At 35.3% G+C, this 15,368-nt stretch carries 10 protein-coding genes and 1 pseudogene; 3 read left to right on the top strand and 8 right to left on the bottom strand.

Translation table 11 applies throughout. The annotated features are described in order from the left end of the window. Positions 1 to 94 precede the first annotated feature (94 nt). The 6 genes from K357_RS0105250 to nifJ all read right to left on the bottom strand — a co-directional run bounded on the left by K357_RS0105250 (position 95) and on the right by nifJ (position 11,342). Positions 95 to 1,663: an ABC transporter substrate-binding protein gene (locus K357_RS0105250; protein WP_028257779.1), complete on the bottom strand. Its 1,569-nt coding sequence runs from the start codon at positions 1,661 to 1,663 to the stop codon at positions 95 to 97. Positions 1,664 to 1,705: 42 nt separating this feature from the next. Beyond that, entirely contained in the window at positions 1,706 to 2,611 is a 906-nt protein-coding gene (locus tag K357_RS0105255; protein WP_028257780.1) for an ABC transporter permease, read from the bottom strand. After that, on the bottom strand, positions 2,608 to 3,591 hold the full coding sequence (locus K357_RS0105260) for an ABC transporter permease (RefSeq protein ID WP_028257781.1): 984 nt from the start codon (positions 3,589 to 3,591) through the stop codon (positions 2,608 to 2,610). The genes K357_RS0105255 and K357_RS0105260 overlap by 4 nt, the downstream gene beginning before the upstream one ends. A gap of 913 nt (positions 3,592 to 4,504) precedes the next feature. After that, positions 4,505 to 5,782, bottom strand: coding sequence for a nickel-dependent lactate racemase (gene larA / locus K357_RS0105265; protein ID WP_028257782.1), 1,278 nt, complete (start codon positions 5,780 to 5,782; stop codon positions 4,505 to 4,507). Between the two features lie 282 nt (positions 5,783 to 6,064). Next, entirely contained in the window at positions 6,065 to 6,808 is a 744-nt protein-coding gene (gene larE, locus K357_RS0105270; protein ID WP_028257783.1) for an ATP-dependent sacrificial sulfur transferase LarE, read from the bottom strand. Between the two features lie 979 nt (positions 6,809 to 7,787). After that, complete coding sequence (nifJ, locus tag K357_RS0105275) at positions 7,788 to 11,342, bottom strand: pyruvate:ferredoxin (flavodoxin) oxidoreductase (RefSeq protein WP_028257784.1); 3,555 nt, start codon at positions 11,340 to 11,342, stop codon at positions 7,788 to 7,790. Between the two features lie 443 nt (positions 11,343 to 11,785). Between nifJ and K357_RS0105280 the strand changes: the two genes are divergently transcribed. Together K357_RS0105280 and K357_RS0105285 are read left to right on the top strand one after the other, a co-directional pair. After that, positions 11,786 to 12,706, top strand: coding sequence for a LysR family transcriptional regulator (locus tag K357_RS0105280; protein WP_028257785.1), 921 nt, complete (start codon positions 11,786 to 11,788; stop codon positions 12,704 to 12,706). 6 nt (positions 12,707 to 12,712) lie between these two features. Continuing rightward, the gene (locus K357_RS0105285; RefSeq protein WP_028257786.1) at positions 12,713 to 13,195 is read left to right on the top strand and encodes a hypothetical protein; all 483 of its coding nucleotides are present in this window, start codon (positions 12,713 to 12,715) and stop codon (positions 13,193 to 13,195) included. Positions 13,196 to 13,356: 161 nt separating this feature from the next. On the opposite strand, the gene K357_RS0105290 is transcribed toward K357_RS0105285, so the two are convergent. Next, positions 13,357 to 13,659, bottom strand: a complete 303-nt coding sequence (locus K357_RS0105290) for an FtsB family cell division protein (protein WP_028257787.1) — start codon at positions 13,657 to 13,659, stop codon at positions 13,357 to 13,359. 380 nt (positions 13,660 to 14,039) lie between these two features. On the opposite strand from K357_RS0105290, the gene K357_RS0105295 reads away from it, so the two are divergent. Continuing rightward, a complete protein-coding gene (locus tag K357_RS0105295; protein WP_028257788.1) occupies positions 14,040 to 14,990 on the top strand; it encodes an L-lactate dehydrogenase in 951 nt (316 codons plus the stop codon). Positions 14,991 to 15,224: 234 nt separating this feature from the next. On the opposite strand, the pseudogene K357_RS09955 reads toward K357_RS0105295, so the two are convergent. Further along, positions 15,225 to 15,368, bottom strand: a pseudogene (locus K357_RS09955) (IS200/IS605 family transposase); the annotation flags it as partial.

Genomic DNA, 15,368 nt, shown 5'->3' on the forward strand with positions numbered 1-15,368 from the left:
AGTGCGGATACCAACATGAGCTATTTTAAGACTAGCTCTATTGCTGATATCCGCCACTCGCTAAATGCTATAAATCACACATATTTATATACTATTATTTAATATCCCAGTCTTCAATATTCCAGAACACACCTGCTGCATGGTGACCAAGTATTGTATCTGTTGTTGGACCAGTAATTTTGTTGGTTCCTACATAGTTACCATGTAAGTATGCTAACATGATGAAAGCTGGATCTTCGTTCCAAGCTTTTTGGAATTCATTGTAAGCTTCTTTACGTACATTAACATCATATGTGCCACGAGCTTTAGCCAATGCTGCATCAACAGCAGGGTTGCTATAAGCAGTGTAGTTAGCACTTGCTTTTGTTACGAAGAAGTCGTATGTACCTTGGTCTGGATCAAATGGAGCTGCTTGACCAATTACTAAGGATTGCAATTCTTTCCATTTAAATTTAGGTACAATGTCAACTTTCATATCTACACCCAATTTTTTGAATTGAGCAGATACTAATTTAGCCATATCAACACGTTCAACTTCGAAATCACGAGCTTCTACAGAGAAGGATAATTTTTCGCCATTCTTTTCGTAGATGCCATCAGAACCAAGAGTCCATCCTAATTCTGCCATTTTTTGTTTGAATAATTCAGGATTATATTCGCGTTTATCTACAGATTCTAAGTTATATTCTTTATTCATTTGTAATGGACTATAAGCAGGTGTACCTTCACCTTCAAGTACGCTGTCTACAATCGCTTGTTTATCAATTGCGTACCCTAACACTGGCAATAATGCTTTATGATCTGGATTTTGCCAGAATGGGTTTTTATAGCTAACACCGATAGCACGGAAGTCGGCTGTTTTGAAATCAAATACGGTAAAGTCTTTATTATCGCGGAATGCTTTTGCATCTTTAGCATTTAATAAAGCGAAATCAATGCCGCCAGATTTTAACTGAGCTGCTTTAGCGTTTTCATTTGGAATAATTTTGCAAACAATTTTTTCGATATTAGGTTTTTTACCATAATAAGCATCGTTTCTTGTTAATACAATGGATTGACCTTTATCCCAGCTTACAAATTTGTAACGACCAGTACCTACAGGATTTTGGTTGAATCCATCATTCATAATATCTTTACCAGCTAATAGATGTTCTGGCAAGATACCAATTGCCAAGTTGTCTAACATAGCTGCATTTGGTTTGCTCAATACAATTTTAACTGTATGATCATCTACTACAACTACATCTTTAATATCTTTATAACTATCTGTTGTTTCAGATTCTAGATCTTTATTATTGCGTAATTGATCCAATGTGAATTTTACATCTTTCGCAGTGAATGGTTTTCCATCATGCCAAGTTACATTATCACGTAAATGGAATGTGTATGTTAATGTGGCTTCATCAAATTCATATTTCGATGCTAAGTCACATACTGCATTACCTTTTCCATCATGTTTCATAAGTCCTGAGAAAATTAATGATGGTAATTCATCATGCGTATTTAAAATCGCATTCAATGTTTTGTAATCGGAACTAGCAAATGTTAGTGTTTTTTCTGCACTACCACTTTTTTCTGTTCCACAACCAGTGACAGCTACCAAACAGGCTAATGCCATCACAACCGCCATAGCATAGACTAAAAAGTGTTTTAATCTCTTCATGACAACCTCCTATACTTACTATAAATACATGCATCAAAAAATCTATAAATAACTGCTTCCACGATTAATTTCGCGGCGCAAACGATGCCCAATGTTGGTAATACAAACTAGTGTAACCACTAGAAATACACCAGGTACTAAAATAACCCACCAAGAATTTGTCAACAATGCTCTCGATGCTAGCGATAACATAGTACCTAACGATACTATTTCTGTAGGTAATCCTAATCCTAAGAAACTCAATGTAGCTTCCATCGTCATAGAAACACCTATGGAAGAAACAATCACAAATAAAATAGGGGATAAAAAGTTGGGTAACAAATGATACCATAAGACATGGAAAAATCTAGCCCCCATCATAGTCGCAGATAGTACATAATCACTATTGCGAATTTGTCGTACTTCAGTTCTAACAAACCTAGATAAATTCATCCAATTAGTAACGCCAATAATAATTGATAAAGAGATAATGCCTGTACCATTTACCATTCCCAACAATAATAGTTGTAACAATAAGCATGGAATACTGCACAAGATTTCTGCTAATCGCATAAAGAATGCATCAAATTTAGCAGGTGCTAAACCACTGATACAACCATATACAATGCCGATAATAGTTGATACAGCAGCAGCTAACAAACCGATGATAATGGATATTCTGCCACCATACCATAATACAGAGTAAATATCACGCCCCATGCTATCTGTACCAAAATAAAATTCTCCATCAGGCGGTTGATTTAAATTCGATGAATAAAATTCTGTAGGATTATGATTTGCCAGTAAAGGAGCAAAAATACAACCTAAAATAATCAACAGTAACAAAAAACTGGAAATTTTTGGAATTTTATTGAAAGCTCTGCGCCAGGTGGGAACCAATGTTACAGTCGGTTTTGGGCGATGTCCACTACCTACAATGGTGAATAAATCATCCTGAGGTGTACTCATTGTCCAACCTCCTCTCGATCCTTCATCCGATAATCTACTTGTTCACTAATGCCTTGTGCTATATAGCTAGAGCCAATAACCACAGCACCAGTAATTAATACAATAATCATTAATAAGTTGTAATCATGCAGCTTAGCACTTTCCACGGCTAAGTTGCCTAAGCCAGGATATGCAAAAACGGCTTCTACTACATAGGACCCACCAATGATATGGTTCGTACCGATTGCCATAACGCTAAAAATGGTAGGTGCTATATTTCTAAGACAGTGCTTTACTAAAATAGCAAACGAGCTAAGGCCTTTCATTTTAGCTAACAATACATAATCTTTTCTGGTTTCGTCTAATAGTTTATTGCGTATCATATACGCATAGTACCACACATGAGCGATTAACATAACAATAACCGGCAACACTATATGTCGTAGTCGATCAACCCAATCATTCGCATTACCAGGCTCATAAGCACCACTACCAGGCAACCATCCTAAGTTAACATTAAACACAAGGATGAGTAATAAAGCGACCCAGAATGTAGGCAAATAAAATACCAACGTACCTACTTGAGAAATCAATTTATCAATCCAGCGATCTTCATAGTACACACAGATAACCGCCAACAGAATGGCCAAAGTAAATGTGAGCACATACGAAATGACACCTAATATAACCGTATTAATAAAAAAGCCACCTAACACAGCACTGACAGGCGTTCTATATTTTAAAGAAAATCCCATATCCCCATGGAATAATCGATTCATCCATTCTACATACTGTGTTACTAATGAGCCGTCTAATCCCAATTGATGTCTTGCTGCAATCATTTGAGCTTCTGTCATATGATCAAATCGTTCACCATAATAGGCTTGCAATGGATCCCCTGGTGAGTACGATACAGCCCAAAATACAACGACCGATAACACAAAAAGTGATAGAAGATACACTAAAAAATTTTTACTTATTCTTTTATATGACAAATGCATGATTCTGCTCCTTGTTCATAATCTATACTATATAGATAGATTATACTTTATTTTCTTGATTGTCAATAATGATATTCATTTTCATGTATGTTCATATGTTTACTTGATATCATAAAAATTTTTCATATATATTATAATTTTTATTAACTATTCAGCTAATATATGGTTTAATCGTATTCTCTCGCTCATTTAAAATACATAATATATATTTATAATTTAGTATATTATAACCACGACTCTCATTACAAATGAAATTTTTTTTATACTTATAAGTACTTTATATATTAACTTTATAAATCATGTACAGATAACATACACTATATTACTGTTTCTAATTCACTCATACTGCGATCCACTTGTGGCGATATAAATAGATGGCGAAACCCTACTACTATTCAGTATAGTAGCCTACAATGACAAACTTTCTTTTCATTCGTAATGAGTAACCAGGTACTTCTTATCACTTCACCTATCATATCACTAATTGTACATTCTTATATCATCATTTTCATACAGTCTTAGAGCATCACTTCTCCTACTCAGCCTATATAAGAACAAATAATTAATTTTATCAATAAAACTAAATACTGTATAAATAATTCTTGCTATGATTTATTTTACTAACCTATAGTAAGCTAATAGTGTGCTCAGCTACTAGATTTATCAATTTCTCTATACGCAGAAATACATCTTAAATTTAATATATCCACACAAGTAGAGTATTTTATCTCCTTACTATCTATAATACTCAGTAAAATTCTAATTATATCTATACCCTCTTTTTATAGGATATTTATACTAAAAAACAAAATTATCTATACAACAAAAATACCAAGATAATCTAGAATTTATCTACACTATCTTGGTATCAATGCACTGCATACACTATATAATTATTTAAAAGACTAGAACCCTATGCCTTAACAACTACAGAAACACCATCTGGGACAACCGCAATACTAGCATATTCCCCTTTTAATTGAAATGCTCTTTTTAGTGCTTCATCAAACGTATCAGCTTGTTGTAAATGCATATCTATCAACATTTGAGGATCACAATCAGCAGTTACTACAATAACAGTAAATTGATTTAAGATACGTGCTAAAATTTGTATTTCCCATTGATCTGGAATCGTTTCATTTCTTGGTGTTTTAGCAATACGATCTAACAATTCTTTAGGAGTTTTTGCATTTTTTAAATTTTCGTATAAGGATTCACCTCCATGCCCATCATTACATGCAGCAAGCATGATAATGACGCCATTTTTTTTACAAGTTGCTTCTGCTGCAGTCATCCCCTTTACAGCTTGATATATATTTTGATCTAAGGGGTATCCACCATTACTAGTAATAACAATATCAGCTGGAGTAGATTTTACACTCGCCAATTGCGATACAAATTCGCATCCTTTTTCATGGGCTTTTTCCATATCTCCGGCAAAAGCATTAATAATTTTTTTGTCTCCATCAATTACAACATTTAAAATAAATGCTAATTTGGCTGTATGTGCAGCATAAATCATATCATTATGAATCGGATTATTTTTAATAATTCCTGTGCGTGCATTGTTACTATTAATAAACTCTGAACAATGATTCGCCATAACTGTAACTTCTGAGGCGATTCCTGGTAGTATACTTTTTCTACCTCCAGAAAAACCTGCAAAAAAATGTGGCTCAATAAATCCTTCCGAAATCAATAATTCTGTTTCTACAGCCAATTTATTGATAATACAATCCCCACCAGAAGGTAAGACTCCGATTTTTATCATTTGATTTGCATCACTAGATATATGATTTATAATTTTTTCATTAGCAACAATCTCGCTTCCAAATTTATCAACCATTTCATCATGCGTAGTAGGTCTATGAAAGCCAGTAGCCAACAGTATTGTAATATCAATACTCGGATTTACTTCACGAATTCTTCTCAATAATATAGGCATTGTAATTTTACTTGGTACTGGACGTGTATGATCACTAGTAATAATAACCATATTAGACTTTCCTGCTACCAATTCTTCTAATCGAGATGTGCCAATCGGATTATCCAATGCTCGCTCTACTAATTGTTCTTCTTCTAACGACGGATGATACGAATGTGCTTTAGATTCTAAAACGCCTACAATATTATCCTCAGGAACATCAATCTTCATAAATCCATTTCCATAAGGCATGTCAAAAGTTTTCATAGAATCACTCCTTAATACAACATATTCATCTATTACAATTTTCTATCACTTATATAATAATATATAATATAGTGATTACACAAATCAATTAGAAAATTAGCTATCATCTCTCCACACTATAACTATATTACAAATTTTCTTTTCTAATGCATCATGTATAAAGATATAACCATGCAATAATACGAATAACTCCTTATCTTTCATAGAAATCAGACATCTCTATATATTTTGTTATAGAAATCATCTGTATATACCATATTTTTACTTAATTCATACTGATAGTTATCGAGGTTCTAAATCTAAAACTATATCATCAAATATTTTTTTAAAATAGTTTATAATAGATTCCCTGTAGGCAATAATCATGGTCATTTGATGTTCCGGAACTTGAATCTTAGCCACATTTCCTTGTAGCCTAACTCGAAAATCAATAAAGCCTAAAGAAAAGAGATACGATTCAGCTAACTCTAGGTCTACAAGCCTATTTCTAGTAATTGTTTCTCCCTCTTGAAATCTTGTAGCCAAGCAAGCATATGATGGTTTATTCCATGTAAAAAGATTTGCCTTCTGAGATAAAGTTCTAATATCCGATTTTTTTAAACCATAGTCACGTAATGGAGAAACAACAGATAATTCCCTAATAGCCCTTATTCCAGGTCTATCATCAATATTGTCACTTGCATTTGTCCCGTCAGCTATGATCGTGAAACCATCTCTTTTGGCTTCTTTACAAAGTAATGAAAATACATGGTGCTTACAATAATAACATCTATTACTAGAGTTATTAACTATATCATCACAATCAAGAACATTAATATCGAGTATTTCATGTGGCACATTAAGAAATTTTGCTATATGTATGGCATCATCTAGTTCAAAGAGAGGAATAAATTGAGATTTAACTGTATACGCTTTACATCGTACACCAGCTTTCTTCACAGCATATAAAAGATATGATGAGTCAACCCCACCAGATAGAGCAACTGCTAAATCATTATAATTTTGTAAATATGTTATAAAATCCATATATAATATCCTTTTTATTGAGCCAAATAATGTAACCTCTACCATTGTAAATGTATTGCATGACTGTACAAATTTAGACTATTAAAATTATATGTAATTTCATTATATCGCAACTCTAATTTATATAATCGCACAATTAAATTTATAATGACTTATAGAACAATATTCTTAGTCATTAAATTTTAATCATGTATTATATATCCATTAGCATTGTACAATCTTTTATCAATAACTAGTATTTGAACTTTCTCTTTCATTTATACATAAAAATCTTTTTATTATTATACACCATCTTTATTTCTATAGGAAATTTTATATTCACTAGCTATTACTATATGAGTTATGAAATATAACATTGATAATATAGATTATATGATTAACAAAACATAAGTATCATTTATTATAATTCTATACAAACTATATTACTGTTTCTAATTCACTCATACTGCGGTCCACTTGTGGCGATATAAATAGATGGCGAAACCCTGCTACTATCCAGTATAGTAGCCTACAACGACAGATTTTCTCTGTTATTAGCAATACGTAGTTATGTATTTTTGAAAATGAATGTAATTCATAGTAACTACAATTACAAAATATCGTTAATAATTGCCAATTATATCCACGTAAGAAAATAGAGAGTAATCATCGTAACTTACTTCTATTTTATATGGTTATGTTAATTCTTCTTCGTATAGGATATGACAAATACCCCATTATCAAATTGATTGTATTCTCCATCAAACGCAACATATTTCATTAACTTCATAGGTAGAATCCTTTCCTATGAGCGTACTCACCGTAAGTAATGAAATCGGTACATCTTTTCATCATGAAAGCATGCTTACATAATGCCTTACAACGAAGTATGTATTCCCGTAACAAAACAATAATGCGGACTGTAGATATATCTACAGTCCGCATTATTATATTTCAAAGATTATATACTCATAACCTCTGAGTTACCTAATCGGTAAGATTATTTAATGTTTTCAAAACCTTCTTGTAAACGAACATAGCTCAAGCGACGTTCTTTAGCATCACGTTCAGTTTTAGCAAATAATTCTTCTGCTACTTCTGGTGCTGCTTTCTTTAAGGATGCATAACGTACTTCACCCATCAAGAAGTCTTGGAAGCTTTCTTTTGGTTCCTTAGAATCTAAGCTGAATGGATTCATACCTTTTTCTTTCAATACAGGATTGAAACGATATAGATCCCAATAACCTGCTGCTACAGCACGGCGTTGTTCTTCTTGTGCTTTACCCATACCAGCTTTGATACCATGGTTAATACATGGTGCATAAGCGATAATCAAGGATGGTCCTGGATATGCTTCCGCTTCAGTGATTGCTTTCATCAATTGGTTTTTATCAGCACCCATAGCAACTTGTGCTACGTATACATAACCATAGGACATAGCCATCATACCTAAGTCTTTTTTCTTAGTACGTTTACCAGCTGCTGCGAATTGAGCTACTGCTGCGATGTTAGTGGATTTAGAAGATTGTCCGCCTGTATTAGAGTACACTTCTGTATCGAATACGAATACGTTAATGTCTTCTCCAGATGCTAATACATGGTCTAAGCCACCAAATCCGATATCATATGCCCAGCCGTCGCCACCGAAGATCCAGTGAGAACGTTTTACTAAGTAGTGTTTTTTATCCAAGAATTCTTGAACTTCTGGAGTTTTATCCGCAGCTTCTAAAGCGGCTACCAAACGAGCTGCACGGTCACGAGAACCAGCACCTACATTAACTTGATCCAACCAGCCTTGTAATGCTTCTTTTAATTCGCCAGTAGCGGATTCAACCATAACACCAGCTTTTCTAGCTAAGTCTTCACGGATTTGTTTTACGCCGATATACATACCATAGCCATATTCAGCATTGTCTTCGAATAAGGAGTTACCCCATGCTGGACCTTGTCCTTTTTGGTTAACAGTATAGGAAGATGCAGGCATGGATGCACCCCAAATGGAGGAACAGCCAGTAGCATTGGCAATTTGCATGCGATCACCAAATAATTGTGTTAATAAACGAGCATATGGTGTTTCACCACAACCGGAGCAAGCGCCAGAGAATTCAAGTAAAGGTGTTTCAAATTGAGAACCTTTTACTGTTGCTGTATTCATGAAGTTTTTCTTCTTAGGAATAGAAACTGAATAGTCCCAAGCATTTGCTAAATGTAATTCTTCATCAATGGATGTCATAACAAGTGCTTTTCCTTTTGGAGCTGGACAGATATCAGCACAGTTACCGCAACCCAAGCAATCCAATGGAGATACAGCAATACGGAATTGTAAACCATCTTTAGAACCTAGTGCAGGAATTGCTTCAAAGCCTTCTGGACCATTTGCAACTTCTGTTTCAGTAGCTAATACTGGACGAATAGTAGCATGTGGACATACAAAGGCACATTGGTTACATTGGATACAATTTTCTTTAATCCAGTGTGGAACAAATAGTGCTGGACCACGTTTTTCGTATGCTGCAGTACCATTTGGTAATGTACCGTCTTCATAACCTACAAATGTTGATACTGGAAGGTCGTAACCAGCTTGTGCATTAATTGGTTGGCAAATATTAGTAACAAATTTTTCACGGTCTGCACAACCAGCGCAACCTGTTTGACGAAGTTTTTTACCTTCTTCAGTGTCTGCTGTCGCATTTTTCCAAGAAGCTGGAACTTCAACTTTTACAAGAGCACCAACGCCTTGATCAATAGCAGCATTGTTCATATCAACAATGTTTTGACCTTTTTTACCGTAGGAAGTAACAACAGCGTCTTTCAAATATTTGATTGCATCATCAACAGGGATGATTTCAGTCAATTTAAAGAATGCTGCTTGACATACCATGTTAATACGTCCGCCTAAACCGATTTCAGAAGCGATTTTAGCTGCATTGATAATGTAGAAATTCAATTCTTTTTCTGCGATTTGACGACGTAATTTTGCTGGTAACTTTTCTTCTAATTCTTCAGGGCTCCATGTACAGTTCAATAAGAATGTACCACCTTTACGGATACCACGAATTAAGTCGTATTCATGTACATAGGATTGACGATGACATGCAACGAATTGTGGTTCAGTTACCAAGTAAGGTTGATTAATTGGGTTTTTACCAAAACGCAAGTGGGACATAGTTACGCCACCAGATTTTTTGGAGTCATAGTCGAAGTATGCTTGTGCATACATATCAGTGTGGTCACCGATGATTTTAATAGCAGATTTATTAGCGCCTACAGTACCATCAGAACCAAAGCCCCAGAACTTACATTCTGTTAAGCCGTCTACACTAATATCAACATTTTCAGCACGATCTAATGACAAGAATGTTACATCATCAGTAATACCTAATGTGAAATGTTTTTTGCCATCTTCTTTAGCCAAGTTATCAAATACTGCTACAATATCTGCAGGAATAACGTCTTTAGAGCTTAAGCCATAGCGACCAGCGATTACTTTTACATTTAACCCAGCAGATACAACAGCTGCTTGTACGTCTAAGAATAAAGGTTCACCAAAGGAGCCTGGTTCTTTTGTACGGTCAAGAACAGCAATACGTTTTACTGTTTTTGGTAAGGCATTGATAAAACGATCGATAGCAAATGGGCGGAACAAATGAACTGTAACGAAACCAGTTTTACGACCCATTTTATTTAAATATTCAACAGTAGATTCTACAACTTGTGCACTAGAGCCCATTGTAATAACTACATCAGTTGCATCTTCCGCACCATAGTAGTTAAACAATTGGTAATTTTTACCAGTTAGTTTATTGATTTCTTGCATGTAGTTTTCTACAACATCAGGCACATTCAAATAGAATTTATTAGCTGCTTCACGATGTTGGAAATACACGTCAGGATTTTCTGCTGTACCACGAGTTACAGGAGTATCAGGGTTTAAAGAACGTTGTCTAAATTCTTTTACCGCTTCCATATCAACCAATGGTTTTAAGTCTTCATAATCCCATACTTCAATTTTTTGGATTTCATGAGATGTTCTAAATCCATCGAAGAAGTTAATGAAAGGAACACGTGTTTTAATAGCTGTTAAATGAGCAACAGCACTCAAGTCCATAACTTCTTGTACAGAGGATTCAGCAAGCATAGCACAGCCAGCGGCACGTGCAGCCATAACATCTTGATGGTCGCCGAAAATAGCTAATGCATGTGCAGCTAATGCACGAGCAGCTACTTGGAATACACCAGGTAATAATTCACCAGCTACTTTGTATAAGTTAGGCAACATTAATAATAACCCTTGAGAAGATGTAAATGTAGTACTTAACGCACCAGATTGTAAAGAACCGTGGAATGCTGCTGCAGCACCAGCTTCAGATTGCATTTCTACTACCTTAACAGTGTTACCAAAAATGTTCTTACGACCAGATGCCGCCCATTCATCAACGTGTTCTGGCATTGGAGAAGATGGTGTGATTGGATAAATCGCTGCCACTTCTGTAAAACCGTAAGAAACATGAGCAGCCGCTTGGTTGCCGTCCATAGTTTTAAATTTACGACCCATGTGTAAATAGCCTCCTTAAGCATAAGTAAAAAATAGTACACTTGTTCAATCTAATATTCCCTTCAAGAATTAGATCTCACATCTCACAATATATGCATACATTTTCATGTATTTTCCACTAGAAATGTATCGATTACAAAAGAAATCCCTTAATTTCTTTTACTAAATATTGCTAATATCGCTAAATAATGTAATAATATATTATTGCTACACGATTTAGATGATATATCTAATCCTAAAAGTAATAAGTTGATATAGCTCTCTATTGCTAATTATACATGGCAGTAATAAACCTTGCAATACCTATGAACTCTATCATTTTGCCAATTATGAGATTGACTCTTTACATTTTTTCATAGTACAATTACTATAAGTAATAATCAATCTCAAAATTATATTTTATTGCTATCACTTTTTTCAACTGTTTTGTTAGGGAGGGTCTTATGGATTTTCATCATTTAAAGTATTTTGTAGAAGTAGCTGACCAAAAAAGCTTTAGTAAGGCAGCCCGTAATCTCCACATCTCACAATCAGCCATTAGTCGCACTATAAAAGCATTGGAAGATGAATTAGGTGTTGTTTTATTTATGCGTAATGCAAAATCTGTGGAGTTAACAGATGGGGGCACAATCTTTTTAACCCATGCGAAACGTGTGGTATTTATGTTCGAACATTTAAAAACTGATTTTGAAAATGAGTTTAGATTAGAACAAGGTTCTATTCGTATTGGTATTCCTCCTATTACTGATGCACCAATTTTTGCACAGCTACTAGGAGAGTTTAAAAAAGTATATCCTCAAATTGAATTAGAGTTATATGAACATGGTTCTAAAAAAATTGAAATCAGTGTACAAGAAGGATTAATCGATATTGGGATTATCTGTACAAAACCAAATCCTAAAGAATTTGAATCATTTTATCTCACTAGCGACCCATTAGCTGTAATTTTACCTAAAAACAATCCGCTTGCTAATGCAAAGGAAGTGTCCTTAGACCAATTATCGGAAGAATCATTTGTCCTTCACAAAGATGATTTCAACTTGCATGACGAAATTGTAAAATCCTGTAAGCATGCTGGATTCCAGCCACATATTGTATTTGAAACTAGTCAACGCGATTTAATGTTGCAAACCGTAGGCGCTAATTTAGCCATTGCCTTATTGCCAAGTCGCCTATGTCCTAACAAAGATGAAAATACAGATGTCGGTGCTAATGTAGTGGTCCATCCATTAAAACCGGAAATCACACATACCTTATATGTTATTTGGAAGAAAGGACATTATTTATCCCATGCGTCACGTTTATGGTTAGATTTTGTCAATTCGAAACTTCCTTTATTACCTGAACATGTGTCTGAGGATTAATGATTTATGCGTTTTACCCCGTTATGGACCTTACTAAAACGATATGTGTATCGTAAAACGTATTGGTTTACCTTTGCCTTACTCATTCTAACTGGCGTTATTATATATCAACAATTTCTAATTGCCGATTTATCAAATCAAATCTACCAAATGTATGATTCCAGTAATATGTTAGGATTTCATTCACGGATAGACAATCTAGAAGGTCGTTCAAATCGTGATAGTGCACGACTTGATACCATTGAAGACGAATTATACCAACACAATCGACTCTTTACAAATCTAGATTGGCGTGTGAAGCAACTCGAATGGGTTCATCCCGACGTATCTGTGAATAATGCACCACCAAAAGCACCCACACGTCCAACAGGACTGTTTGAAAGGCCAGAAACATTCAATGCCAATCCAAAGCAGGTGCCCGATGTAGATCGGCAATTGTTGCCTATGTCTACCGAAGGCACATCGCCATTTCAGATGAAACAATACTAGTAGGTATAACTTCATCTCAATCGTATATGAAACAAGTGTTAGCAAACTTACTATACAAACACAAATAGCCACCGCTATAGAGTTGTCACAACGAAAACTCTATAGCAGTGGCTATTTATGTATATTCCACTAGATACGCCTATACGCACAATCAATCACAACTATTTAACATAGGGAACTTCCCCTGGTTTTACCAAACCTAGCTCATCACGAGCCACACCTTCTACATTCTTAGGGTCCGATAATTTATTTTTCTCCGCCTCTAAGGCATCATTTTTTGTTTGTAATTCTTCTATTTGTTTTTCCAGCCGTACTTTTTCATTATGCAATTGCACTAAATCCAAAATTTGCATACCAATGACAATAGAAAAAACAATTGTAATGATAATAACGATCCATCGAGTATATATATTTTGTTGTCTCCGTGACACGCGTTTAGCCCGCTCTGCTCGTTTCTGTTCCATTCGCCCTAGCTCCTACTTATTTTCCTCTTTTGTGCTATTATAACACACCTGGCGTAAAATTCGAATGAATCTATTACTCATGTCATCCTACAGGCATCGCTTACAACCTAACAATGAGTTACATACTATCATCATCCGCCTAGCATCGCGTGGCATGGTTCAAAATCAACATAGCGTTTCTAATCTATATCAGATAAACCTCTATCACATCCACAATGACTAATAACCATATTGCTAGCCATATGCGCCTGGCTATTGATTCTACCTATCGTCAACGAAGATTTCATATATGGGGCATTACGCTAGATACATACCTATAGCACTTTGTAATGTGCTATACTATACTACAGACAGCAAAAAGAGGAGGAATTATTATGTCTATAAAATTACGAAAAATTGGTATCATTGGTGCTGGTCACGTAGGTTCTCATGTAGCCTTATCCTTAGCCACACAAGGAGAAGTTGATCAGTTATATATAGCAGATGTCAATCAAGAAAAAGCGATTTCCCAAGTAGAAGATCTCAAAGACTCTGTAAGCTATTTGCCGCATCATGTAAGTGCCTATGCTACAGACATTGAATCCTTAGGTGATTGCGACATCATCATCAATGCCTCTGGTCTTCAGCCTGTAAGAGATCAAGACCGCCTAGATATGTTAGCTGATACAATTAGAATTTGTAAGGATATTATTCCCCGCATTAAAAAGTCTGGCTTTAATGGCATTATCATCAGCATTTCCAATCCTGCCGATGTAATAGCAGCTTATTTGCAAAAGCACTTGGACTATCCAGCGCACAAAATTATTTCTTCCGGGACTGCCCTCGACTCAGCCCGTTTACAAATGTTGTTATCTGAAAAATTTAACATCTCCCGTCGCTCTCTTCAAGCCTATGCGATGGGTGAACATGGTTACAGTGCTATGGTGCCTTATTCTCACATCATGATTGGTGGCAAAACTCTATATGAATTGCAAAAAGACATGCCTCATCGTTTCCCTAGCTTTGACGAAGAGGAGATGACAAAAGCAGTTACCTATCAAGGTTATGTCGTATTAAATGGTAAAGGGTCAACAGAATTTGGTATTGCTACCTCTACTGTTGAATTAGTCCGTTGTATTTTACATGATGAAAAGAAAATTTTACCTTGTTCCGTAGCACTCAACGGCCACTATGGTCAATATAATGTGTATGCATCTACGCCTATTATTCTAGGAAAAGACGGTGTAGAAGAAATCATCGAAGTCCCTATGACCGACAAGGAACAAGAACTATTTAACAAGTCCTGTGATATTATTAGAAATTATATGGAAAAAGCTGAAGCTGTAGAATAAACCACCTTTCTATTCATAGAACAATGCACTTCTAATCCCGTTCATCGAGGATTGCATAGGTCGACTGCTAACTAGCACGCGTATCTGTGAATCATAACCACCCGTAGAACGGGTGGTTTGCTCTGACCCTATAAGGGTCTTTCTCTAGTGGTAGCCCTCTAAAGAGGGCATTGAATGATCTGACAACCACTCTATTACCACTGACTGCCCCCTACTCGGGGGCTTTTCTTTTGCCTATTTTACTGGCTCACCCGTAAACGGGTCGGTATACTCTTTAAAGTTTAATGTATCTTGTGCTATATCTTCTTGTAGTTGATTGCGAATATACTCTTTTATTGCTCCTTCATATCGTCCTACCGTATCCACATAATATCCTCT

The sequence above is a fragment of the Veillonella montpellierensis DSM 17217 genome (assembly GCF_000426745.1).
Taxonomy (GTDB): domain Bacteria; phylum Bacillota; class Negativicutes; order Veillonellales; family Veillonellaceae; genus Veillonella; species Veillonella montpellierensis.

Excerpts from the sequence above, each read along its gene's own strand:
- K357_RS0105250 (WP_028257779.1), bottom strand. The coding sequence starts at position 1,663 with ATGAAGAGATTAAAACACTTTTTAGTCTATGCTATGGCGGTTGTGATG.
- K357_RS0105255 (WP_028257780.1), bottom strand. The coding sequence starts at position 2,611 with ATGAGTACACCTCAGGATGATTTATTCACCATTGTAGGTAGTGGACAT.
- K357_RS0105260 (WP_028257781.1), bottom strand. The coding sequence starts at position 3,591 with ATGCATTTGTCATATAAAAGAATAAGTAAAAATTTTTTAGTGTATCTT.
- larA (WP_028257782.1), bottom strand. The coding sequence starts at position 5,782 with ATGAAAACTTTTGACATGCCTTATGGAAATGGATTTATGAAGATTGAT.
- larE (WP_028257783.1), bottom strand. The coding sequence starts at position 6,808 with ATGGATTTTATAACATATTTACAAAATTATAATGATTTAGCAGTTGCT.
- nifJ (WP_028257784.1), bottom strand. The coding sequence starts at position 11,342 with ATGGGTCGTAAATTTAAAACTATGGACGGCAACCAAGCGGCTGCTCAT.
- K357_RS0105280 (WP_028257785.1), top strand. The coding sequence starts at position 11,786 with ATGGATTTTCATCATTTAAAGTATTTTGTAGAAGTAGCTGACCAAAAA.
- K357_RS0105285 (WP_028257786.1), top strand. The coding sequence starts at position 12,713 with ATGCGTTTTACCCCGTTATGGACCTTACTAAAACGATATGTGTATCGT.
- K357_RS0105290 (WP_028257787.1), bottom strand. The coding sequence starts at position 13,659 with ATGGAACAGAAACGAGCAGAGCGGGCTAAACGCGTGTCACGGAGACAA.